We start from the raw sequence: 22,839 nt of genomic DNA on the forward strand, positions 1-22,839 counted from the left end.
GCACTTCCCGTGTCCTCCCACCCGGCCGGCGCTCCGGTCGACGAGGCCGAGCGGGCGCCGGACCGGCCGAGGGTCGTCCTCGGTGTGTCCGGCGGCATCGCCGCCTACAAGGCGTGCGAGCTGCTGCGGCGGTTCACCGAGTCCGGCCACGACGTGACCGTCGTGCCCACGTCGGCCGCACTGGAGTTCGTCGGCGCGCCCACCTGGGCCGCGCTGTCGGGCAAGCCCGTCGCGGCCGACGTGTGGTCGGGCGTCCACGAGGTGCCGCACGTGCGCCTCGGGCAGTCCGCGGACCTGGTCGTCGTCGCGCCGGCGACGGCCGACCTGATGGCCAAGGCCGCCCACGGGCTCGCCGACGACCTGCTCACCAACACGCTGCTGACGGCGCGTTGCCCGGTCGTGCTCGCCCCCGCGATGCACACCGAGATGTGGGAGCACCCCGCGACGGTCGCGAACGTCGCCACCCTGCGTCAGCGGGGGACGGTGGTCGTGGAGCCAGCGGAGGGCCGCCTCACCGGCGCGGACACCGGCAAGGGTCGCCTGCCGGACCCGGCCGAGATCTTCGACCTCTGCGTCGAGGTGCTCGCCCGCGGTGCGCTCACGCCGGACCTGCGCGGCCGTCGCGTGGTGGTCTCCGCCGGAGGCACGCGGGAGCGGCTGGACCCGGTCCGGTTCCTCGGGAACCGGTCGTCGGGGCGCCAGGGCTACGCACTGGCGCGCGCGGCCGCCGCTCGCGGCGCCGAGGTCACCCTCGTCGCCGCCAACGTGACGCTGCCCGACCCGGCCGGGGTCAAGGTCGAGCGTGTGGAGACCACCGCCGAGCTGCGGGCGGCCGTCCTGTCGGCCGCGACCGGCGCCGACGCGGTCGTGATGGCCGCGGCACCGGCCGACTTCCGGCCCACCGGTGAGTCGACCGTCAAGATCAAGAAGGCGGCCGACGGCTCCGCGCCGACGATCGAGCTGGAGCAGAACCCCGACATCCTCGCCGAGCTGGCCGCCGCCCGTCCCGCGCGGGTGGTCGTCGGCTTCGCGGCCGAGACGGGGGACAGCACGGGCAGCGTGCTGGACCTCGCCCGCGCCAAGCTGGCCCGCAAGGGCTGCGACCTGCTCGTCGTCAACGACGTCGGCGGGGGAGCGGTCTTCGGCGCCGAGGACAACGAGGCGGTGATCCTCGGCGACGACGGATCGACCTCCGAGGTGCCCCGCGGCTCCAAAACGGCGCTGGCGCACGTGATCTGGGACCGGGTCGCCGAGCGGCTCTCGCGATCCTCCTGATCCACCGACCGGTCCGATCCTCGCGATTCCCGTGAGATCGGCCCGATCCCGCTGCCACCGGTACGTATCGTTGGGGTACGCACCACCGACTTCATCAACGACCAGGCTCCGTGGCCGGGTCCGAACCGCAGGAGCAATGAACCCGTGACTGGACGTCTCTTCACCTCCGAGTCCGTGACCGAGGGGCACCCGGACAAGATCGCGGACCAGATCAGCGACTCGGTGCTCGACTACCTGCTCGCCCACGACCCGTCCTCGCGGGTCGCGGTGGAGACGCTGCTGACCACCGGTCTCGTCGTCGTCGCCGGTGAGGTCACCACGTCGGCGTACGCGCCCGTGGCGCAGCTGGTGCGCGACCGGATCCTGGAGATCGGCTACGACTCCTCCGAGAAGGGCTTCGACGGGCGCTCCTGCGGCGTCCAGGTCGCCATCGGTGCGCAGTCGGCCGACATCGCCCAGGGCGTCGACGACGCCTACGAGGACCGTGTCGAGGCCTCGGGCGACGAGCTCGACAAGCAGGGCGCCGGCGACCAGGGCCTGATGTTCGGCTACGCCTGCGACGACACCCCCGAGCTGTTCCCGCTGCCGATCAAGATCGCGCAGACGCTCTCCGAGCGGCTCTCCGCGGTCCGCAAGGACGGCACGCTGCCCTACCTGCGCCCCGACGGGAAGACCCAGGTCACCATCGAGTACGACGAGGAGAACCGCCCGGTGCGGATCGACACCGTCGTCCTGTCCACCCAGCACGCCGAGGACATCGACCTCGACAAGACGCTGACCCCCGACATCACCAAGCACGTGATCGAGCCGGTGCTCGAGCAGTTCCGGTCCTCGGTGCCCTCCGAGGGCTACCGCCTGCTGGTCAACCCGACCGGCCGGTTCGTGGTGGGCGGCCCGATGGGCGACGCCGGCCTGACCGGTCGCAAGATCATCGTCGACACCTACGGCGGCATGGCCCGCCACGGCGGCGGCGCGTTCTCCGGCAAGGACCCGTCCAAGGTCGACCGCTCCGCGGCGTACGCGATGCGCTGGGTGGCCAAGAACGTCGTCGCCGCGGGCCTGGCCCGCCGCTGCGAGGCGCAGGTCGCCTACGCGATCGGCAAGGCGGCCCCGGTCGGCGTCTTCGTGGAGACCTTCGGCACCGGCGTCGTCCCGGACGAGCGGATCCAGCAGGCCGTGCTCGAGGTCTTCGACCTGCGCCCGGCCGCGATCATCCGCGACCTGGACCTGCTGCGCCCGATCTACGCCAAGACCGCCGCCTACGGTCACTTCGGCCGCGAGCTGCCGGAGTTCACCTGGGAGCGCACCGACCGTGCCGAGGCGCTCAAGGCCGCCGTCGGTCTCTGACACCTCGCGGTCGGCCGGGTCGGCGGCGCTGGTAGAACTGCGCCCATGACCCCCGACGAGCCCGCCCTGGAGCTGCCGGGGCTGGTCCGCGACCGCGCCGCGGAGGGGCGCGCCAAGGCGGCCCGCACCCGGGCCCGCAAGGCGGCGGAGGTGGAGATCACCGACGTCGACCCGGTGGCCGGTGTGCTGCTCGACCTCGGGCTGCCGCACCTGGACCGCGAGTTCGACTACGCGGTCCCGGTGGCGATGGCCGAGGGCGCCCGGCCCGGGGCTCGGGTCAAGGTCCGCTTCGGCGGGCAGGACGTCGACGGCTTCGTCGTCCGGCGCGGCCCGACCAGCGACCACGACGGGCGGCTGGCGCCGTTGCGCCGCCTGGTCAGTCCGGAGCCGGTGCTCAGCCCGGCCGTCCGGGCGCTGTGCGACCGGGTGGCCGAGCACTACGCCGGCGCCAGCGCCGACGTACGCCGCCTGGCGGTCCCGCCGCGCCACGCGACGGTGGAGCGGGAGCCGTCGCCGCCCGAGCCGCCGCTGCACCTGCCGGCCGAGGCGGCGCGGGCCTGGGACGCCTACCCCGCCGCCCCTGCCTTCCTGGAGCACCTGCGCGCCGGTCATGCGCCGCGCGCGGTCTGGTCCGTCGCGCCGGGGGAGGACTGGCCGCACCTGCTGGCTGTCGCCGCGGCGGCGACGCTCGCCGGCGGCCGGGGCACGGTGCTCTGCCTGCCCGACCACCGCGACGTGGCGCGGGTCGATGCCGCGCTCCGGGCGCTGCTGGGCGAGGAGCACCACGTGACGTTGCGGGCCGAGCCGGGGCCGGCCGCCCGCTACCGCGACTTCCTGGCCGTCGCCCGGGGCACCCGACGGATCGTGGTCGGCACCCGCTCCGCCGCGTTCGCGCCGGTGCGCGACCTCGGGCTGGTGGTGGTCTGGGACGACGGCGACGACCTGCACGCCGAGCCGCGGGCGCCGTACCCGCACGTGCGCGAGGTGCTCGGCATGCGGGCCGAGATCGAGGGGGCCGGCGCGATCGTCGCCGGCTTCGGCCGCAGCGTCGAGGGGGCGCAGCTCCTCGCCGGCGGCTGGGCGCGCGAGATCAGCCTGCCCCGCGAGCGCCGCCGGGACCGGGTGCTGGTCGCGGTCAGCGGCGCCAGCGAGCACGCGCTGCGCCGCGACCCGCACGCCGCGGGCGCGCGGATCCCCAAGGAGGCGCATGACGCCGTGCGCTGGGGGCTGGAGCACGGTCCCGTGCTGGTGCAGGTGCCGCGGGCCGGCTATGCGCTGCGCCTGGCCTGCGAGCGGTGCCGGACGCCCGCCCGGTGCGCCGCGTGCACCGGGCCGCTTCAGCTGACCGGCCCGACCACGCCGCCGGCGTGCCGCTGGTGTGCCACGGTCGTCCCCGACTGGACGTGCGGCACCTGTGGCGGGCACGGGCTCCGCGCGCCCGTGCTCGGCGATGCGCGGACCGCGGACGAGCTGGGCCGGATCTTCCCGCGGGTCCCGGTGGTGACGTCCTCCGGTGACCGGATCCGCGACACCGTGCCCGCCGGCCCGCGGATCGTGGTCGCCACCCCGGGGGCGGAGCCGGTGGCCGAGGGCGGCTACGCGGTCGTGGTGCTGCTCGACACCTGGCTGGCGCTGGCCCATGACGGCCTGCGCACCGCGGAGGACGCCGTCCGCCGCTGGGCGAACGCGATCGGACTGGTCCGCGCCGGTGGACGGGCGCTGGCCGTCGGCGACCCCGGGCTGCCCGCGCTGCAGACGCTGGTGCGCTGGGACCCGGAGGGCTTCGCGGTCCGCGAGGCCGAGGAGCGGCGCTCGGCGCGGCTGCCACCGGCCGCACGCCTGGCCACGCTGACCGGCACCCCCGGCGCGATCGGCGACCTGTTGACGTTGACCGCGCTGCCGGCGGGCGCGGAGGTGCTGGGACCGCTGCCGGCGCCGCCGCCGTCCGGCGGCGCGGGCGTCGGGAACGCTCCGGGGGCTGGCGGCGATGCCCGGTCGGCCCCGTCGGTGGTCGAGCGGATGCTGGTGCGGGTGCCGCAGGCCGACGGCCCCGCGCTGGCGCGCGCCCTGCGGGAGGCCCAGCGCGCGCGGTCCGCGCGGCGCCTCGAGCCGGTGCGGATCCAGGTCGACCCACCCCGCCTGTGAGCGTGCGGGGGCGGCGGCCTCGGCGACGCCCGGATCGGCGCCGGAGCGCCGCGACACTAGACTCGCCCCGTGGCCATTCGACCGATCCGACTCTTCGGTGACCCGATCCTGCGCCGCCCCGCCATCGAGGTCGTCGACTTCGACGCGGAGCTGCGCCAGATCGTCCAGGACCTGACCGACACCATGATGGACGCCCCGGGCGCCGGCCTGGCCGCGCCCCAGATCGGCGTCGGGTTGCGGGTCTTCACCTACAACGTCGACGGCGAGATCGGCCACCTGGTCAACCCCTCGCTCGAGCTGTCGAAGGAGACCCAGGACGGCCCGGAGGGCTGCCTCTCCCTGCCCGAGCTGACCTACGACTGCCTGCGCGCGCTGTCGGTGGTCGCCAGCGGCTTCAACATGTACGGCGACCCGGTGCGGATCGAGGGCTCGGAGATGCTCGCGCGGGCGATCCAGCACGAGACCGACCACCTCGACGGCGTGCTCTTCATCGACCGCCTCGACGACGCCGCCCGGAAGGCGGCGATGCGCGAGATCCGGGAGTCGGAGTGGTTCGGGCTGGAGCAGCCCACGATCAAGGTCTCGCCCCACCGCACGAACGGATTCGGATTCTGATGCGCGTCGTCTTCGCCGGCACCCCCGAGGTCGCCGTCCCCGCGCTGGATGCGATCGCCGCGTCCGGACACGAGCTGGTCGGCGTCGTGACCCGTCCCGACGCGCCCGCCGGTCGCGGCCGGAAGCTGACCCCGAGCCCCGTCGGGCTGCGCGCGGAGGAGCTCGGCGTACCGGTCCTGAAGCCGGAGCACCCGCGGGACCCGGAGTTCCAGGAGCAGCTGCGCGCGCTGCGTCCCGACTGCTGCCCGGTGGTCGCCTACGGCGCGCTGATCCCGCAGTCCGCGCTCGACATCCCCGAGCACGGCTGGGTCAACCTGCACTTCTCGCTGCTCCCCGCGTGGCGCGGTGCCGCACCGGTGCAGCACGCGATCTGGGCCGGCGACGAGGTCACCGGTGCCACCACGTTCCGGATCGTCCAGGCGCTGGACGCGGGCCCGACCTTCGGCGTGATGACCGAGACCATCCGCGCCACCGACACCGCCGGTGACCTGCTCGGCCGGCTGGCAGACGGCGGCGCCGGGTTGCTGGTCGCGACGCTGGACGGCATCGCCGACGGCTCGCTGGAGGCCCGGGAGCAGCCGGCCGACGGCATCACCCTGGCGCCGAAGATCAGCGTCGAGGACGCTCGGGTCGCCTGGACCGACCCGGCGACCGCGGTGGACCGTCGGATCCGTGCCTGCAGCCCGTTCCCCGGCGCCTGGACCGAGTACGACGGCGAGCGGGTCAAGCTCGGCGCGGTGACCCCCGTGGACTGGAGCGACGAGGCCGGCGAGGCGCCGAAGCCCGGCGTGCTGGTGGTCGGCAAGAACGAGGTCCTGGTCGGCACCGCGACCACGCCGGTCCGGCTCGGTCGGGTGAAGGCGTTCGGCAAGAAGGAGATGGGTGCGGCCGACTGGGCGCGGGGCGCCCGCCTGGCGGACGGAGCGACCTTCCAGTGACCCGCCCGGCGCCCCGTCGGCGCCCACGGCCCGCCGGCCCCCGGACCTCCGGGGGCCGCCGTCCAGCCCGTCCGGTGGACCGCCCGCGGGCCGCGGCGCTGCAGGTGCTGCGCGCGGTGCGGGCCGAGGACGCCTACGCCAACCTGGTGCTGCCGGCGGTGCTCAAGGAGCACGGCCTGGACGGCCGCGACGCGGCGTTCGCCACCGAGCTCGCCTCGGGCACGATCCGGCGGCAGGGCACCTACGACGCGATCCTGGCGACCTGCATCGACCGGAGCCTGCGCAAGGTCGAGGTGGCGGTGCTCGACGTGCTGCGGCTGGGCTGCCACCAGCTGCTGGCGATGCGGGTGCCGGTGCACGCCGCGATCAGCACCAGCGTCGACCTGGTCCACAACCAGGTGGGCCCCGGGGCCGCGGGGTTCTGCAACGCGGTGCTCCGCAAGGTCGCCACCAAGGACCTCGACGACTGGCTCGCCGAGGTGGCGCCGGCGACGATGCCGCGCCTCGGCCGCGCGGCGATCGTGCACAGCCACCCGCGTTGGGTGGTCGAGCAGCTGGAGCTGGCGGCGCCGGGCGCGGACCTCGACGCGCTGCTGGCCGCCGACAACCTGCCACCGCGGGTCACCCTGGTGGCCCGCCCCGGGCTGGCCACCCGCGAGGAGCTGCCCGGCTCGCCCACGCCGTACTCGCCGTACGGCGTGGTGCTGGAGGGCGGCGGTGACCCGGCCGCCGTCCCGGCGGTCGCCGAGCGCCGCGCCGGCGTCCAGGACGAGGGCTCGCAGCTGGTGGCGCACGCGCTGGCCACGGCGCCGGTCGAGGGGCGCGACGAGGTCTGGCTGGACCTGTGCGCGGGGCCGGGCGGCAAGGCCGCGCTGCTGGCCGCGCTGGCCGCGCAACGTGGCGCCCGGCTGGTGGCCACGGAGCCGCACCTGCACCGGGCCCGCCTGGTGCAGCGCTCGCTGTCGGCCCCGGGACTGGCCGGCGGGGTGGCCGGCGTGGTGAACGCCGACGGCACCGCTCCGCCGTTGGCCGCCTGCTCGGTGGACCGGATCCTGGTGGATGCCCCCTGCTCGGGGCTCGGCGCGCTGCGCCGGCGTCCCGAGGCCCGCTGGCGCCGCTCGGCCGACGACCTGCTGGAGCTGGTGCTGCTGCAGCGCAAGCTGCTGGCCTCGGCGCTGGAGCTGCTGCGCCCGGGCGGTGTGGTGCTGTACTCGACCTGCTCGCCGGTGCGCAGCGAGACCGGCGACGTGGTCGCCTCCGTTGTCCGCAAGCGCGACGACGTGCTCCTCGAGGACGCCAGCGGCCTGGTGCCGGGGGTGACCGACGCCGCAGGGCCGTTGCCCGGCACGGTGCAGCTGTGGCCGCACCTGCACGGCACCGACGCCATGTTCCTGGCGCTGCTGCGCCGGATCTGAGCCGGTCGCGGCGCCCGGGAATGCCCACATCCGGTTGAAAGTTGGATCACCTGTGAAGAAGATCGGATTCCTCTCCTTCGGGCACTGGTCGGAGGGTCACGGGTCGGTCGCGCGGACCGCGGCCGACGTCCTGCACCAGTCGATCGACCTCGCCGTGGCGGCCGAGGAGCTGGGCGCCGACGGCGCCTACTTCCGGGTCCACCACTTCGCCGCCCAGCTGGGCAGCCCGTTCCCGCTGCTGGCGGCGGCGGGCGCCCGCACCAGCCGGATCGAGCTGGGCACCGGGGTGATCGACATGCGCTACGAGAACCCGTTGATGATGGCGGAGAACGCGGGCGCCGCCGACCTGATCGCCACCGGGCGGCTCCAGCTCGGGATCTCGCGCGGCTCCCCGGAGCAGGTGATCGACGGCTGGCGCTACTTCGGCTACCGGCCCGCCGAGGGGGAGACCGAGGCCGACATGGCCCGCCGGCACACCGAGGTGCTGCTGGAGGTGCTCAAGGGCGAGGGGTTCGCGCAGCCCAACCCGCGACCGATGTTCGCCAACCCGCCCGGGCTGCTGCGACTGGAGCCCCACTCCGAGGGGCTGCGGGAGCGGATCTGGTGGGGCGCCGCCTCTGACGCCACCGCACGGTGGGCGGCGGGGCTCGGCATGAACCTGATGAGCTCCACGCTCAAGGAGGACGAGACCGGCGAGCCGTTCCACGTCCAGCAGGCCAAGCAGATCGCCGCGTTCCGCGAGGCGTGGGCCGAGGCCGGCTGGGAGCGCGAGCCACGGGTCTCGGTGAGCCGCTCGATCTTCCCGATCGTCTCCGACCTCGACGACATGTACTTCGGCGACGGCGGCGACTCCCGCGACCAGGTCGGCGTGATCGACAACATGCGCGCCGTCTTCGGGCGTTCCTACGCCGCCGAGCCGGACGTGCTCATCGAGCAGCTCAAGGAGGACGAGGCGATCGCGGCGGCGGACACGCTGTTGCTCACCGTGCCCAACCAGCTCGGGGTGGACTACAACGCCCACGTGCTGGAGTCGCTGCTCACGCAGGTGGCGCCGGCCCTCGGCTGGCGGTGAGCCCGGCGCCGTCCCGCTCCGGCGATCGTTCCGGGCGGGTCGGCGCCACGCCCTAGGCTCGGCCCATGCCGAGCCCAGCGACCGAGGTCGTCGTCCCGCCACTCGACCCCGAGGGGGAGGAGCGGACGGTCCGGGTCTCCAACCCGGACCGGATCTACTTCCCCGAGATCGGCGCGACCAAGCTCGACCTCGTCCACTACTACCTCGCCGTCGGGCCGGGCATCGTGAACGCGCTGCGCGAGCGTCCCTGCATGCTGCACCGGTTCCCCAAGGGGCTGGCCGGCGACAAGGTGCACCAGAAGCGGCTGCCGGCGGGCGCCCCACCGTGGGTGGAGACGGTGCAGCTCTTCTTCCCCCGCTGGTCGCGCACCGCCGACGAGCTGTGCGTGACCGAGCTCGGGTCGGTGATCTGGGCCGTGCAGATGTCCACCGTCGAGTTCCACCCGTGGAACAGCCGGCGCGGCCACGTGGAGCAGCCCGACGAGTGGCGCATCGACCTCGACCCGGGCCCGCTCTCCGGCTACGACGCCGTACGGCGCACGGCGCGCGTGGTGGAGGAGGTGCTCGACGAGCTCGGTGCCGTCGGCCACCCCAAGACCAGCGGCAGCAAGGGGCTGCATGTGTACGTCCGGATCCGGCCCGACCACGACCACAAGACCGTGCGCCGCGCGGCCTGGGCGTTCGCCCGCGAGGTCGAGCGGCGCGCGCCCGACGACGTCACCACCACGTGGTGGAAGAAGAACCGCGACCCGCACCACGTCTTCGTGGACTACAACCAGAACGCTCGCGACCACACCATCGCGGCGGCGTACTCGGTGCGCGGGCTGCCCGACGCCCGGGTCTCCACCCCGATCCGCTGGGACGAGGTCGATGACGCCGACCCGCGCGACTTCACGATCCGCACCGTGCCGCGGCGCTACGGCGAGCTGGGGGACCTGCACGCCGACATCGACGAGCACGTCTTCGACATCGCGCCGCTGCTGGAGTGGGCGGATCGGGAGGAGCGGGAGGACGGGATGTCCGCCGACGACGGCGACGGCTGAGATCGCGCCCGGGGGTACTGTCTTGCCCCTACTGTGTGCGGCATGGGGACGACGGATGACGTACGGCGGTCGGCGAGGTACGCGACGGACGCCGGGATGTCGCGGATCAGGGCGCCGATGTTCTTCGGGGTCCTGCTGATGTGCGCCGGCATCGGGATCGGTCCGGGCTCCTTCGTCGGACTGGTGCTGGTGGTCCTCGGCGCGCTGCTGTCCGGGGTCGCGGTGGTGGCCTACGGCGTGGTCATCGGGTTGAGCGTGCACCGCAGCCTCGACGGCTGACGACACCGCACGACGTGGGTCGGCGGGCGCTCCCTAGACTCGTGGCCGTGGGAGACATCCAGATCACGCCATCCATCCTGAACGCCGACTTCGCCCGCCTCGGCGAGGAGGTCGCCCGGATCCCCAGCGCCGACTGGATCCACGTCGACGTGATGGACAACCACTTCGTGCCGAACCTGACCTTCGGTCCGACCATGGTCGAGGCGCTCGCCCGGTCAACCGAGACCCCGCTCGACGCGCACCTGATGATCGCCGACGTCGACCGGCACGCGGTGACGTACGCCGAGGCCGGCTGCGACTCGGTCACCTTCCACGTCGAGGCCGCCCAGGCCCCGGTCCGCCTGGCGCGGGAGATCCGCGCCGCCGGCGCCCGCGCCTCGATGGCGCTGCGGCCGGCCACCCCGGTCGAGCCCTACGAGGACATGCTTGCCGAGCTCGACATGCTGCTGCTGATGACCGTCGAGCCCGGCTTCGGCGGCCAGAAGTTCCTCGACCTGGTGCTGCCCAAGATCCGCCGCGCCCGTGCGCTGATGGCCAAGCACGGCGTCGAGACCTGGCTGCAGGTGGACGGCGGCGTCTCGCTGGAGACCATCGAGCGCTGCGCCGAGGCCGGCGCCGACGTCTTCGTCGCCGGGTCGGCCGTCTACTCCGCCGAGGACCCCGACGCGATGGTCACCGCGCTGCGCGAACGCGCCGCCGCCGCGGTCAGCGGCTGAGCCCGGCCTCGGAGTCGGCCCCGCCGTCGGCGCCGGTGTCCGCCCCGGCGGGCAGGTGCAGGTCCGCGTACGGGACGAGGTCGCCGTCCAGCAGGTACCGGTCGTGCTCGACGAAGCCGTGGCGGTGCGCGAACGCCAGCCCGGCCTCGTGGGAGACCAGCACCACCGTCTCGATGCGCTCGGCGCCGTCGGCACGGGCGCGGGCCAGCTCCGCCTGGAGGTACTCCGTGCCGTGCCCGTTGCGGCGGTACGCCGGCAGGATCCGCACGATCACGGTCGCCACCTGGTCCGGGGACCGCGGCGGCCGCAGCGTCGCGTTGCCGACCAGCGCACCGCCGGCGCGGGCCACGGTGAGCCGGTGCCGGGTGGCGCGCTCGGCGACGTCGTCGGCGGAGAGCGGATGCGTCGGGATGATCGCGTTGTGGATCGCCCGCCAGCCCTCGAGCATCGGCCCGGACGCGACCTCGATGGTGAGTGGCACGCTGGCAGTCTGCCCCAGGCCGGACCGCGATCCGGGGAGCCGTCGCTGGGCGGGACGGCACTCGGCGTCCGCTCACCGACATCGATGCGCAGCGGCCGCTCGGCGTATGTCACCATGGAGTCAAGAGCTTGCGTGCTCTGGGGTCGGTGAAACTCCGAGCCGGCGGTGACTGGTCCGAAGCATCCGCTTCGGTGCAGAAGCCCGCGACCCGTCCACAGCCAGTGGACGGTTGACCAGGTGGGATTCCTGGGCCGACGGTCAAAGTCCGGATGGGAAGTGCACGCACACGCATCGAGCGACGTGGCCCGCCACGCGCCGTGCGTCCCCTCGCCCCGGAGTCGTGAGCGCACCGACAACCGTGAGGACACGAGGTGGGCGACCAGTCCAGCGCAGAGCGCAGCGCGATGCGCCGCGCCCTCGTGCTCGCCGCGACCCCCGGCGTGCCGATGGTCGCCGACACCCGCCGTGTCGGCTGTGTCCTGCTCGACGAGGAGGGTCGCACGGTCGCCGAGGGCTACCACCGCGGCCCGGGCACCGCCCACGCGGAGGCTGACGCGCTGGCCCGGGCCGGCGACGCCGCCCGCGGCAGCACCGCCGTGGTCACCCTCGAGCCCTGCAACCACACCGGCCGCACGGGCCCCTGCGCCGAGGCCCTCATCGCCGCCGGCGTACGACGGGTCGTCTATGCCGAGGGCGACGCCAACCAGGTCGCCAGCGGCGGCGCCGCAACCCTGCGCGCGGCCGGGATCGAGGTCGAGGCCGGCCTGCTCGCCGACGAGGCCGCCGCGCTCGCGCACGTCTACGACGTGGCGCGCCGCGAGCAGCGGCCGTTCGTCACCTGGAAGTTCGCCACCACGCTGGACGGGCGCAGCGCTGCCGCGGACGGCACCAGCCGCTGGGTCTCCAGCGCGGCCGCCCGCCGCGACAGCCACCGGCTGCGCTCGTTGTGCGACACGATGCTGGTGGGCACCGGCACCGTGGTCGAGGACGACCCGCTGCTCACGGTCCGGGACGCCGAGGACCGGCCGCTGCCGGTCCAGCCGCTGCGCGCGGTGATGGGGGAGCGCGACCTCCCGTCCGGCAGCAGGGTGCTCAACGACGATGCCGAGACCGTCCACCTGCGCACCCGCGACCCCGAGAAGGCGCTCGCCGAGCTCTGGCAGCGGGGGCGCCAGCACGTCTTCCTCGAGGGCGGGCCGACCCTGGCCGCCGCCTTCCTGGCCGCCGGCCTCGTCGACGAGGTCGTGGCCTACGTCGCACCCACCCTGTTGGGGGCGGGACGGAACGCCGTCGCCGACCTCGGCATCGCCACCATCGACGACGCGCTCCGCCTGGAGCTCGTCGACGCCGTCTTGGTCGGCGAGGGCCCGGACGCCAACGTCCGCCTCCTCGCGCGGCCCGCGCGGCCCGAACGGAAGGACCACTGATGTTCACCGGAATCGTCGAGGAGCTCGGCACCGTCCGCGCGGTCGAGGACCAGGGCGACGCGGTGCGGGTCACCATCGCCGCGGACCTCACGCTGAGCGACGCCGGGCTGGGCGACTCGATCGCGGTCAACGGCGTCTGCCTGACCGTCGCCGAGCGGACCGAGGACTCCTGGACCGCCGACGTGATGGCCGAGACGCTGGCCAAGACCAGCACCGGCACGCTGGTCGCCGGCGACCGGGTCAACCTGGAGCGCGCCGTCACCGCGGAGAAGCGGCTCGGCGGCCACGTCGTCCAGGGCCATGTCGACGGCGTCGGCCGGATCCGGTCCCGGCAGCCCAGCGAGCACTGGGACCTGGTCGAGATCGAGATGCCCGCCGAGCTCTCCCGGTACCTGGTGGACAAGGGCTCGATCACCGTCGACGGCACCTCGCTGACGGTGGTGGAGGCGAAGGACGACGCCTTCACGGTCAGCCTGATCCCCGAGACGCTCGCCCGCACCACCCTCGGGTTCCGGCAGCCCGGCGACCTCGTCAACCTCGAGGTCGACGTCCTCGCCAAGCACGTCGAGAAGCTGGTCCGCGCCTACGTGGACGCGGACCGCAGCAGCACGCAGCAGCAGAAGGAGAACTGAACATGTCCGTGCGCCTGGACCCCGTCGAGCGGGCCATCGCCGACATCGCCGCCGGCAAGGCGGTCATCGTGGTCGACGACGAGGACCGCGAGAACGAGGGCGACATCATCTTCGCCGCCGCCAAGGCGACCCCCGAGCTGATGGCCTTCACGATCCGCCACTCCAGCGGCGTGATCTGCGTGCCGATGCCGGGCGAGATGCTGGACCGGCTCGAGATCCCGCTGATGACCCCGCACAACAAGGACGCCTACCGCACGGCGTACACGATCTCGGTGGACGCGCGCGACGGCGTCAGCACCGGCATCTCCGCCGCGGACCGCGCCCACACGGCGCGGGTGCTCGCGGACTCCGCCACCGAGCCGTGGGAGATCACCCGGCCCGGCCACGTCTTCCCGCTGCGCTACCGCGAGGGCGGGGTGCTGGTCCGCCGCGGCCACACCGAGGCAGCCGTCGACCTGGCGCGTGCCGCCGGCCTCACCCCGGCCGGCGTGCTCGTCGAGGTGGTCAACGAGGACGGCACGATGAAGCGTGCCACGGAGCTGCGTGAGTTCGCCGACGAGCACGACCTGGCGATGATCTCCATCGAGGACCTGGTCCGCTACCGCCGCCGCACCGAGGTGCACGTCGTCCGGGAGGCGGAGACCCGGCTGCCCACGAGCCATGGCGACTTCACCGCGTACGGCTACCGGATCACCGTCGACGACAGCGAGCACGTCGCCCTCGTCTACGGCGACACCGAGGCGCTCCGCGACGGCACCCCGGTACTGACCCGGGTGCACTCGGAGTGCCTGACCGGCGACGTCTTCGGCTCCAGCCGCTGCGACTGCGGTCCCCAGCTGGACGAGGCGATGGACCGGATCGTGCAGGAGGGCCGCGGTGTCGTGGTCTACCTGCGCGGGCACGAGGGCCGCGGCATCGGCCTGGTCGCCAAGCTGCAGGCCTACCAGCTGCAGGACGGCGGCCGCGACACCGTGGACGCCAACCTCGACCTGGGCCTGCCGGCCGACGCCCGCCACTACGGCGCGGCCACCCAGATCCTGCGCGACCTGGGCATCGGCGAGGTGCGACTGCTGACCAACAACCCGGACAAGGTCGCCGACCTGGAGGACTACGGGATCAAGGTCTCCGAGCGGATCCCGCTCACCCCGCACCCCAACGGGCACAACCTGACCTATCTGCTGACCAAGCGGGACCGGATGGGCCACGACCTGCCCCACCTGACCGACCCGGTCGGCGTCGCGGGTACGGTCCCCGGGAACGCAGCCGACTCCCCGAGCACAGGAGCGAACTGACATGGCCGGACACGGCGCCCCCGACATCGAGCCGATCGACTGCCACGACCTGCGGGTCGTGGTGATCGCCTCGAGCTGGCACACCGAGGTGATGGACGGCCTGCTGGCCGGCGCGCAGCGCGCCTTCGACGACCACAAGGTCGAGGCGCCGGTCGTGGTGCGGGTCCCCGGCACGTTCGAGCTGCCGGTCACGGCGGCGACCCTGGCGCCGTCGTACGACGTGATCGTGGCGCTCGGCGTCGTGATCCGCGGCGGCACCCCGCACTTCGAGTACGTGTGCAACGCCGCCACCGATGGCCTGACGCGGGTCTCGATCGACGCTCACGTGCCGGTCGGGTTCGGCGTGCTGACCTGCGACAACGAGCAACAGGCGCTCGACCGGGCGGGGCTCGACGGCTCGTCGGAGGACAAGGGCTACGAGGCCGCCGCGGCCGCGCTGCAGACGGCCCAGCTCCTGCGCCGGCACCGCCGCCACGTCTGATCCCCGTCCCCGGAGCGGGCGCCGGTCATCGGTCCAGGCGTCCACCGGTGGCCGCCGGCGCCCCATCGCGCGCCGGCTCTGGCTACGCTTGGGCCCGTGAAGACGTTCGAGGAGCTGTTCACCGAGTTGGTCCAGGTGTCGCGGGAGCGGCCCGACGGCTCGGGCACCGTGCGGTGGCTCGACGCCGGGGTCCATTCGATCGGCAAGAAGCTGGTCGAGGAGGCCGCCGAGTCGTGGATGGCCGCCGAGCACGAGGGCCCGGAGCGGACGGCCGAGGAGATCAGCCAGCTGCTCTACCACGCCCAGGTGCTCATGATCGCGAGCGGACTGTCGCTCGAGGACGTCTACACCCACCTCTAGGAGAGGTTCCATGCTCAGAGTCGCGATCCCGAACAAGGGCTCGCTGTCGGAGGCCGCCACCACGATGCTCCGCGAGGCGGGGTACGCGCAGCGCACCGACACCAAGCAGCTGACCACCTACGACCCCGAGAACGAGGTCGAGTTCTTCTACCTGCGCCCGCGCGACATCGCGGTCTACGTCGGCGAGGGCACGCTCGACGTCGGCATCACCGGCCGCGACCTGCTGGTCGACTCCGGCGCCAAGGCCGAGGAGGCCCTGCAGCTCGGCTTCGGGCGCTCGGCGTTCCGGTTCGCCGCCCGGCCGGGAACCGCCACCAGCGAGACCGAGCTGGTCGGCAAGCGGATCGCCACGTCGTACGACGGGATGCTCCGCGCCTACCTGGGCCGCCGCGGGATCGACGCCACGGTGGTCAAGCTCGACGGCGCCGTGGAGATCAGCATCCAGCTGGGCGTCGCCGACGTGGTCGCCGACGTCGTGGAGACCGGCAGCACCCTGCGCGCGGCCGGGCTGGAGGTCTTCGGAGAGGTGATCGCGGAGTCCGAGGGCGTGATGATCACCCGTCCCGGCGAGGACCCGCCCGGCTTCGAGGTCTTCGCCCGCCGGCTCAAGGGAGTCATGGTCGCCCGGACCTACGTGATGATGGACTACGACATCCGCGCCGAGCGGGTCGAGGAGGCCGTCGCGCTGACGCCGGGCATCGAGAGCCCGACCGTCTCCCCGTTGCATCGCGAGGGCTGGGTCGCGGTGCGCTCGATGGTCCCTCGCAAGCGAGCCCAGAAGGTGATGGACGAGCTCTTCGTGATCGGCGCGCGCGGCATCATCACCACCGACCTCCATGCCTCCCGCATCTGAGGGCGGGGCGATCGAGTTGCCGCGGACCTGGCGGCCCTTCGGGCCGCGCATCGCCGCCGTCGTCTTCGGGACGGTGCTCGTCGCAGCGTTCGTCTGGCTCTGGCTGAGCTTCGACCAGCAGACCAAGGACGCCATCAACGTGCTGGAGCGGGCGACCGTCATCGGCATCGTGCTGACCGGCGTGGCCCTGCTCTTCGCGATGGCCCGCTCGCGGGTGACCGCCGACGAGGACGGCCTGACGGTGGTCAACGGCTACCGGCGGCGCCACTTCGACTGGGCCCAGGTGGTGCTGGTGCGGATGCCGCAGGGCGCGCCGTGGCCGACGCTGGACCTCGACGACGGCAGCACGATCTCGATGCTCGGCATCCACGGCTCCGACGGCGCCCGGGCACGGACCGCGGTCCGCGAGCTCAAGGCCGTGGTCGCGCAGCAGTCAGCCTGACCCGCCGCCTCGGTTTCGAGGCTCGGCCGCAGGCGGCCTCGCGCCTCAACCAGCGGCGGGCCGCTGGTTGAGGCGCGAGTGCAGCGGGCCTCGGAGCCGAGGCCGCCGGGTCCGTTCAGAGGGCGCGGATGCCCCAGGCCGCCGCGAAGGTGGCGCCCGGCTCGATCCGCACCAGGTCCTCGCCGGAGTTGAAGGCGTCCGGGGGAGAGGTCATCGGCTCCACCGCGAGGCAGCGGCGGTCCTTCGGTGTGCCGTCGGCCGTGAAGACCTGGAGCCACGGGTGCCGGTGGTCGACCCACAGCGCGACGCCGCGGCCGTCGGCCCCGGTCAGGGTCGTCGTCGCCACGCCGGCGTCGTCGCGTTCGAGGTCGGTGAAGGCGTGGTCCAGCACCGTGTCGCCGATCGGCCGCGGCTCGCGGAAGTCGACGCCGATCTCGGCCACGTCGCTGCGGCCCGTCGGCAGCAGGCGCTCGGCGTCGCGCTCCAGGCGGGTCGCGGCGGGCAGGCCGAGCGTCCAGCCGTCGCACCCCTCGCCGTCGACCCGGAGGTAGGGGTGGTGCCCGGCGGCGTACGGCGCCGGGCGGTCGCCGCGGTTGGTGGCCGTCTGGGTGACGGTGAGACCGTCGCCGTCGAGGGCGTAGCTGATGGTCAGGTCGAGCAGCCACGGGTAGCCGCTCTGGGCGGGCAGCCGGTAGGCCATCGTGATCGCGTCGGCGGTGTGCTCGCTCGGCCTCCAGGCCGCCCAGCGGACCAGGCCGTGGGAGGCGTTGGCACGAGCGGGCTCGCTCAGCGGCAGCTGGTGGGTGCGGCCGTCGAAGTCGTACCTGCCGTCGCGGATCCGGTTGGGCCACGGCACCAGCACCTGGCCCGAGCCGGCCGTCGGCATCGCCGACTCCTCGAAGCCATCGATGAGGGCGCGGCCGTCGTGGGCCAGGCAGCGCAGCGCGGCCCCGCTCTCGGTGACCACGGCCCGGTAGCCGGCCGCCGCGATCTCGTACTGGGTGCCGGTGGGTGCGATCACAGGGGTCAGGCTAGGAGGCTGGGCCCAGGACGGGTCGCGCGGGCGCCGCGCGGTTCCGGTGTCGTACCGCAGGTCGGCGCGCTGCCGCGTGCGGTGACCGCGGTGGTGGTCGGCCTCGTCGGCCATCCAGGTGAGCCAGTGTGCGCGCATCGCCTCGCCGTCGCGGATCAGCCCGCGCTCCAGTCGTTCGCCGCGGTCGGCCTCCACCCAGACGCGCACGGTGATCAGGTCGTCGATCGGCGTCGACGCGGAGCCGACGCCCTCGAGCACCAGGAGGTCGACGGGTTCCTGGACGCGGACCTCCGCCCAGTCCGACGCGTGCCAGTCCCACCGCCGCCAGCGACCCGCCCGCCCGAGCGCCAGGGGGCGCAGCAGCGCGTCCAGCGTCCCGCCGAGGCCGGGCAGCCCGTGCCATCCCGCGAGCATCTCGTCGGTGGCGAGCACGGCCGCGTCCGGCCGCAGACGGGCGATCTCGCCGGCGAGGGTGGACTTCCCGGCGCCGGCCAGCCCGTCGAGGCAGATCAGTCGTCCCCGGCCCAGCGTCGCCGGCCGCGCGGCGGCGAGCGCCAGGACCTCGGCGGCGAGCTCGGCGGGCTCAGAAGGCGAGGCCATGCCCCCGGTAGGTGGGCGCCGCCTCGACGAGCTCCGCCCCCTGCAGCAGGTGGGCGTGGAGCCCGTGCTCGAACGGCTCGCCCGACTTCGCGTGCCGGAACCAGACCAGGTCGCCGATCCCCAGCCGCGCGGTGCCCGGTCCGGTCAGCGGAGTCTGCACCTCGCCGGCGCCCTCGAAGCCGGTCAGCTCCAGCCCGGACGGCGCCCACGGGGTCGGGGCCCGGTCGCCGCCGGTCGGGCCGGAGGCGATCAGGCCACCGCCGTGGACGGTGACCACGCCGGGGCCGGGGATCCGGGTGACCGGCAGCCCGAAGAAGGCGGCGGGGCGCGGCTCGAAGGCTCGGTAGTGGTCGAACAGCGTCGGCACCAGCAGGCCGGAGCCGGCGGTCACCTCGGTGACGACCGGGTCCGCCGCGGAGGACTCCAGGGACCCCGAGCCGCCGGCGTTGAAGAACTCCAGCGGCTCCCCGAGGCCCGCCAGCGCCTCGGCGACGGCGGCACGCCGGTCACCGAGCTGGGCGATCGAGCGCTCCTTGATCCGGCGCACGATCGCGGACCTCGCGCGCTGCGTCGGCACCGCGTCCGGGACGCCGGCGACCTGGCCCTCGTAGGTCATCAGCCCGACCAGGTGGAAGCCCTTGCGGTCGACGACCGCGCGGGCCAGTGCCACGACCGACCCGAGGTCGAAGAGGGGTGAGCGCTGGGGGCCGATCGCCCGGCCGGCCCAGCGCAGGCCGGCGTCGACGTCGATCGCGATCCGGATCGGCACCGCTGTGGAGGCCCGCAGCGCGTCGACGGCGTCGAGGTGGGCGGGGTCGTCGATCATCAGCGTGATCCGGGAGGCCGCGCGGGGCGAGGCGACCAGGCGCGCGAGCGCCGCACGATCGACGCTGGGGTAGGCGACGACCAGGTCGTCGCTGACGTCGTGCTCCTCCAGCCAGAGCGCCTCGGCCAGCGTGTAGCAGAGGACGCCTGCGAAGCCGGGGTGCTCGAGCGCCCGGGTGATCAGCGCCGGCACGCGCAGTGACTTCGAGGCGACCCGGATCGGGGTACCGGCGGCGCGGCGTGCCAGGTCGTCGGCGTTGGCGTCGAAGGCGTCGAGGTCGACCACGAAGACGGGCGTCGGCAGCGGCTCGCCGGCGGCGGCGACCGCGGTGCGGAGCCGGTCGGCGAGGCGGTTGCGCGCCACGAGGCTGGTGGGGGGGACCGAGGTTCCGCGGCCGGCGACCGCGGGGCGAGCGGGGGGACGGGCCTGGTGCACGGGGACATGGTTCCACGGATGCGATGATGTGCGGGTGAGCGAACCGCGGGGCGAGGGCCGGCAGCTGCAGGGATCGGCCTACGTGGACGACGACGGGTCGGCCGACCCGGCACTGGAGCGGGCGCTGGCGGCCTGGGGCGACAGCTCCGCGTCGTACCCGAGGGTGCTGGCCGCGCTGGCCGGCGCCCGCCTGTTGGTGCCGGTGGTGGCGGTCCTCGGCGAGGTCGAGTACGGCGAGGACGGGCTGGCGCGCGACAAGTCCAGCGACATGGCCGCGGTGCTGATGACCGGGAGCGACGGGCGAACGGCGCTGCTCTCCTTCTCCAGCACTGCGACGCTGACGGCCTGGGACCCGGAGGCGCGACCGGTACCGGTCGCGACCGCGCTGGCCGCCGCGACGGCCGTCCAGGAGGGCGCCGCTGCGCTCGTGGTCGACATCGCCGGACCGTCGCCTTTCGTGCTCGAGGGCGACGACCTGACCCGGATCGCCGCCGGCTGGCAACCGGTGCGGCTGGAGGACGGGACCTGGGGCTGGCTGGGCGCCCAGTCCGAGGAGGCCCCCTAGGGCGACGGCCGTGCCGTGGCGCCCGTCGTGGATTCGCCCGCAGCGGAACAACTCCGGTACCATCTTGGTTGACTGATGCAGTGATCCACGTGAGTGGAGCACGCATCCACAAGCGGAGTCAGCGAGATATCGACTCCCACCCGCACCGACCGCAGCAGTTCCAGGTCGTCGGGTCCGGTCCCTGGCACACAGGAGCGCGCGAAGCGTGCGCGACGAGGTGTCCCGACTGGCCTCCGCTTGAACAGCGGAGGCCTTCTCAGTTTTTCCGCCGGTGTCGCAGCCGGCGATCAGGAGCCTCCGACCGAACGAGTTGGGAGGACACATCAGCACCGAGCTGCGCATCAACGAGCGGATCCGGGTACCCGAGGTCCGGCTCGTGGGACCCAACGGCGAGACCGTCGGCATCGTCCCCACCGACCAGGCGCTCAAGCTGGCCCAGGAGGCCGACCTGGACCTGGTCGAGGTCGCGCCGATGGCGCGTCCCCCCGTCTGCAAGCTCATGGACTACGGGAAGTTCAAGTACGAGAACGCCCAGAAGGCCCGTGAAGCGCGACGGAACCAGACCAACGTCATCATCAAGGAGATGAAGCTCCGGCCGAAGATCGACGCGCACGACTACGAGACCAAGAAGGGTCACGTCGTTCGCTTCCTCAAGGCCGGCGACAAGGTCAAGATCACGATCATGTTCCGCGGCCGCGAGCAGCACCGCCCCGAGCTGGGGTTCCGGCTGCTGCAGAAGCTGGCCGAGGACGTCGCTGACCTCGGGTTCGTGGAGTCGAACCCGAAGCAGGACGGCCGCAACATGATCATGGTCCTGGGGCCGCACAAGAAGAAGGCCGAGGCGAAGGCCGAGGTGAAGGCCGCCAAGCAGGAGGCCGCCGCCGAGAAGGCTGCCGAGCAGGCCGAGGAGCGCGCCGAGCGCACCGCGGTCCAGCCCGCCGCGACGAAGAAGGCGAAGCGGGCCAACGAGGCCCTCGACCCCGACATCGACCTGTAAGAGAAACCCCCCGTGACACCGCCGGGCGCTGCTGCGCCCGGTGGTGCGCGAGACGAGAGAGTTGTAGAGATGCCGAAGAACAAGACCCACTCCGGTGCCAGCAAGCGCTTCCGCGTCACGGGCTCCGGCAAGATCCTTCGGGAGAAGGCCGGCAAGCGCCACAACCTGGAGAAGAAGGCCTCGAAGGTGACCCGGCGCATGACCGGCACCACCGAGGTTGCGAAGAACGACGTCCCCCGCGCGAAGAAGCTGCTCGGTCGCTGACGCGCCCGCACCACTTTCGGCATCAGAGTTTCGAGGAGTAGAAAATGGCACGCGTCAAGCGCGCAGTGAACGCTGCGAAGAAGCGTCGGACCACCCTGGAGCGGGCCAGCGGCTACCGCGGCCAGCGGTCGCGTCTGTACCGCAAGGCCAAGGAGCAGGTCACCCACTCGCTGGTCTACAGCTACAACGACCGCAAGAAGAACAAGGGCAACTTCCGCCGCCTGTGGATCCAGCGGATCAACGCGGCCGCCCGCGCCGAGGGCATGACCTACAACCGGTTCATCCAGGGCCTGAACCTGGCCGGTGTCGAGGTCGACCGCAAGATCCTCGCGGACCTCGCCGTCAACGAGCCCGCCGCGTTCTCCGCGCTGGTCGCCCAGGCCAAGGCCGCCCTGCCCGAGGACGTCAACGCGCCCAAGGTCTCGGCCTGAACCCCACGCCTGACCACACCGTCCTGGCCCGCTCCAACGCGCGGGTCAAGGACGCGGTGAAGCTGCACCGCCGCTCGGCCCGCGCCGAGCGGCGGTGTTTCATTGCCGACGGTCCCAAGGCCGTCGAGTCGGCGCTCGCCCACGAGGGCTGCGTGGTCGAGGTCTTCGCGACCGTCGACGCAGCGCGGCAGTACGCCGACCTGCTCGGCGGCGCACCTGACGGCACGCCCGTGAGCCTGGTCGAGGACCGGGCGATGGACGCCCTCTCCGACAGCGTCACGCCGGCCGGCGTGGTCGCGGTGTGCCGGTTCCTGGATCGCCCGCTCCCGGTCGCACTCGGCGCCGGCGTCGACGCGCTGGACGCTGGCGACCGGGACGAGCCCGAGGCGGCGCGACTGGTGGCCATCTGTGCCGACGTACGCGACCCCGGCAACGCCGGCACGGTGATCCGTTGCGCCGACGCCGCCGGCGCAGCGGGCGTGGTGCTGGCCGGTGACTCGGTCGACGCCTATAACGCCAAGACGGTGCGCGCCAGCGTCGGCAGCCTGTTCCACCTGCCCGTCGCCATCGAGCGCGACGCCGCCGCCGCGGTTGCCGCCGCCCGCGAGGCCGGCCTGGTCGTCCTCGCCGCGGACGGCGCCGGCGAGGTGGACCTCTTCGAGGCCGACGAGCTGCTGGCCCGGCCCACCGCCTGGCTGTTCGGCAACGAGGCCTGGGGCCTGCCGCCCGAGCTGGCCGAGCTGGCCGACCACCGGGTGCGGATCCCGATCCACGGCCGCGCGGAGAGCCTCAACCTGGCCACAGCGGCCGCCGTCTGCCTCTACGCCAGCGCGCGCGCCCAGCGCGCCTGAGGTCGCTGGTCCCGGTGGCCGCCT

At 73.7% G+C, this 22,839-nt stretch carries 25 protein-coding genes and 1 riboswitch; of the genes, 22 read left to right on the top strand and 3 right to left on the bottom strand.

The window, feature by feature from the left end; translation table 11 throughout:
• Positions 1-9 precede the first annotated feature (9 nt).
• The 10 genes from coaBC (at position 10) to rpe (ending at position 10,845) form a co-directional block, all read left to right on the top strand.
• Positions 10-1,275, top strand: coding sequence for a bifunctional phosphopantothenoylcysteine decarboxylase/phosphopantothenate--cysteine ligase CoaBC (gene coaBC, locus E8D34_RS19300; protein ID WP_136595787.1), 1,266 nt, complete (start codon positions 10-12; stop codon positions 1,273-1,275).
• A 144-nt stretch (positions 1,276-1,419) separates the two neighbouring features.
• Positions 1,420-2,622, top strand: a complete 1,203-nt coding sequence (gene metK, locus E8D34_RS19305) for a methionine adenosyltransferase (RefSeq protein ID WP_136595786.1) — start codon at positions 1,420-1,422, stop codon at positions 2,620-2,622.
• 45 nt (positions 2,623-2,667) lie between these two features.
• A complete protein-coding gene (locus tag E8D34_RS19310) occupies positions 2,668-4,767 on the top strand; it encodes a primosomal protein N' (RefSeq protein WP_168929484.1) in 2,100 nt (699 codons plus the stop codon).
• 69 nt (positions 4,768-4,836) lie between these two features.
• Positions 4,837-5,382, top strand: coding sequence for a peptide deformylase (gene def / locus E8D34_RS19315; RefSeq protein ID WP_136595785.1), 546 nt, complete (start codon positions 4,837-4,839; stop codon positions 5,380-5,382).
• Positions 5,382-6,320: a methionyl-tRNA formyltransferase gene (gene fmt / locus E8D34_RS19320; protein WP_136595784.1), complete on the top strand. Its 939-nt coding sequence runs from the start codon at positions 5,382-5,384 to the stop codon at positions 6,318-6,320. Before def ends, fmt begins: the two co-directional genes overlap by 1 nt.
• Before the next feature lie 74 nt (positions 6,321-6,394).
• Positions 6,395-7,735, top strand: coding sequence for a transcription antitermination factor NusB (locus tag E8D34_RS19325; RefSeq protein WP_206056771.1), 1,341 nt, complete (start codon positions 6,395-6,397; stop codon positions 7,733-7,735).
• Positions 7,736-7,787: 52 nt separating this feature from the next.
• Positions 7,788-8,807, top strand: coding sequence for an LLM class flavin-dependent oxidoreductase (locus tag E8D34_RS19330; RefSeq protein WP_136595782.1), 1,020 nt, complete (start codon positions 7,788-7,790; stop codon positions 8,805-8,807).
• Positions 8,808-8,872: 65 nt separating this feature from the next.
• Positions 8,873-9,850 (top strand): non-homologous end-joining DNA ligase, encoded by a 978-nt coding sequence (ligD, locus tag E8D34_RS19335; protein ID WP_136595781.1) that lies wholly within the window; start codon positions 8,873-8,875, stop codon positions 9,848-9,850.
• Positions 9,851-9,892: 42 nt separating this feature from the next.
• Positions 9,893-10,129, top strand: coding sequence for a hypothetical protein (locus tag E8D34_RS19340; RefSeq protein WP_136595780.1), 237 nt, complete (start codon positions 9,893-9,895; stop codon positions 10,127-10,129).
• A 47-nt stretch (positions 10,130-10,176) separates the two neighbouring features.
• The gene (rpe, locus tag E8D34_RS19345) at positions 10,177-10,845 is read left to right on the top strand and encodes a ribulose-phosphate 3-epimerase (protein WP_136595779.1); all 669 of its coding nucleotides are present in this window, start codon (positions 10,177-10,179) and stop codon (positions 10,843-10,845) included.
• On the opposite strand, the gene E8D34_RS19350 is transcribed toward rpe, so the two are convergent.
• Positions 10,835-11,326: a GNAT family N-acetyltransferase gene (locus E8D34_RS19350; protein ID WP_240771418.1), complete on the bottom strand. Its 492-nt coding sequence runs from the start codon at positions 11,324-11,326 to the stop codon at positions 10,835-10,837. The two genes, rpe and E8D34_RS19350, sit on opposite strands and share 11 nt — an antisense overlap.
• Before the next feature lie 128 nt (positions 11,327-11,454).
• Positions 11,455-11,612: riboswitch (FMN riboswitch) on the top strand.
• A gap of 85 nt (positions 11,613-11,697) precedes the next feature.
• Between E8D34_RS19350 and ribD the strand changes: the two genes are divergently transcribed.
• From ribD to E8D34_RS19385, 7 genes are all read left to right on the top strand, one after another.
• Positions 11,698-12,753, top strand: a complete 1,056-nt coding sequence (gene ribD, locus E8D34_RS19355) for a bifunctional diaminohydroxyphosphoribosylaminopyrimidine deaminase/5-amino-6-(5-phosphoribosylamino)uracil reductase RibD (RefSeq protein ID WP_240771417.1) — start codon at positions 11,698-11,700, stop codon at positions 12,751-12,753.
• A complete protein-coding gene (locus tag E8D34_RS19360; protein WP_136595778.1) occupies positions 12,753-13,385 on the top strand; it encodes a riboflavin synthase in 633 nt (210 codons plus the stop codon). Before ribD ends, E8D34_RS19360 begins: the two co-directional genes overlap by 1 nt.
• Positions 13,386-13,387: 2 nt before the next feature.
• On the top strand, positions 13,388-14,677 hold the full coding sequence (locus E8D34_RS19365) for a bifunctional 3,4-dihydroxy-2-butanone-4-phosphate synthase/GTP cyclohydrolase II (RefSeq protein WP_168929483.1): 1,290 nt from the start codon (positions 13,388-13,390) through the stop codon (positions 14,675-14,677).
• 1 nt (position 14,678) lies between these two features.
• On the top strand, positions 14,679-15,158 hold the full coding sequence (ribH, locus tag E8D34_RS19370) for a 6,7-dimethyl-8-ribityllumazine synthase (protein WP_136595777.1): 480 nt from the start codon (positions 14,679-14,681) through the stop codon (positions 15,156-15,158).
• A 96-nt stretch (positions 15,159-15,254) separates the two neighbouring features.
• Entirely contained in the window at positions 15,255-15,518 is a 264-nt protein-coding gene (locus tag E8D34_RS19375) for a phosphoribosyl-ATP diphosphatase (protein ID WP_136595776.1), read from the top strand.
• A 10-nt stretch (positions 15,519-15,528) separates the two neighbouring features.
• A complete protein-coding gene (gene hisG / locus E8D34_RS19380; protein WP_136595775.1) occupies positions 15,529-16,371 on the top strand; it encodes an ATP phosphoribosyltransferase in 843 nt (280 codons plus the stop codon).
• Entirely contained in the window at positions 16,355-16,813 is a 459-nt protein-coding gene (locus tag E8D34_RS19385; RefSeq protein ID WP_136595774.1) for a PH domain-containing protein, read from the top strand. The genes hisG and E8D34_RS19385 overlap by 17 nt, the downstream gene beginning before the upstream one ends.
• A gap of 115 nt (positions 16,814-16,928) precedes the next feature.
• Here the strand turns inward: E8D34_RS19385 and E8D34_RS21455 are convergent, their stop codons facing one another.
• Positions 16,929-18,446: a hypothetical protein gene (locus E8D34_RS21455; RefSeq protein WP_240771415.1), complete on the bottom strand. Its 1,518-nt coding sequence runs from the start codon at positions 18,444-18,446 to the stop codon at positions 16,929-16,931.
• On the bottom strand, positions 18,430-19,635 hold the full coding sequence (locus E8D34_RS19395) for an amino acid deaminase/aldolase (RefSeq protein WP_168929482.1): 1,206 nt from the start codon (positions 19,633-19,635) through the stop codon (positions 18,430-18,432). The genes E8D34_RS21455 and E8D34_RS19395 overlap by 17 nt, the downstream gene beginning before the upstream one ends.
• A 106-nt stretch (positions 19,636-19,741) precedes the next feature.
• Between E8D34_RS19395 and E8D34_RS19400 the strand changes: the two genes are divergently transcribed.
• From E8D34_RS19400 to E8D34_RS19420, 5 genes are all read left to right on the top strand, one after another.
• The gene (locus E8D34_RS19400; protein WP_240771414.1) at positions 19,742-20,272 is read left to right on the top strand and encodes an SseB family protein; all 531 of its coding nucleotides are present in this window, start codon (positions 19,742-19,744) and stop codon (positions 20,270-20,272) included.
• Between the two features lie 310 nt (positions 20,273-20,582).
• Complete coding sequence (gene infC, locus E8D34_RS19405) at positions 20,583-21,269, top strand: translation initiation factor IF-3 (RefSeq protein ID WP_240771413.1); 687 nt, start codon at positions 20,583-20,585, stop codon at positions 21,267-21,269.
• 69 nt (positions 21,270-21,338) lie between these two features.
• Positions 21,339-21,533: a 50S ribosomal protein L35 gene (gene rpmI / locus E8D34_RS19410; protein ID WP_136595771.1), complete on the top strand. Its 195-nt coding sequence runs from the start codon at positions 21,339-21,341 to the stop codon at positions 21,531-21,533.
• A gap of 44 nt (positions 21,534-21,577) precedes the next feature.
• Positions 21,578-21,964, top strand: coding sequence for a 50S ribosomal protein L20 (rplT, locus tag E8D34_RS19415; protein WP_136595770.1), 387 nt, complete (start codon positions 21,578-21,580; stop codon positions 21,962-21,964).
• 56 nt (positions 21,965-22,020) lie between these two features.
• Positions 22,021-22,815, top strand: coding sequence for an RNA methyltransferase (locus tag E8D34_RS19420; RefSeq protein WP_346763614.1), 795 nt, complete (start codon positions 22,021-22,023; stop codon positions 22,813-22,815).
• The last annotated feature ends 24 nt before the right edge of the window (positions 22,816-22,839 follow it).

The sequence above is a fragment of the Nocardioides sp. GY 10113 genome, assembly GCF_004919105.1.
Lineage (GTDB): Bacteria > Actinomycetota > Actinomycetes > Propionibacteriales > Nocardioidaceae > Nocardioides.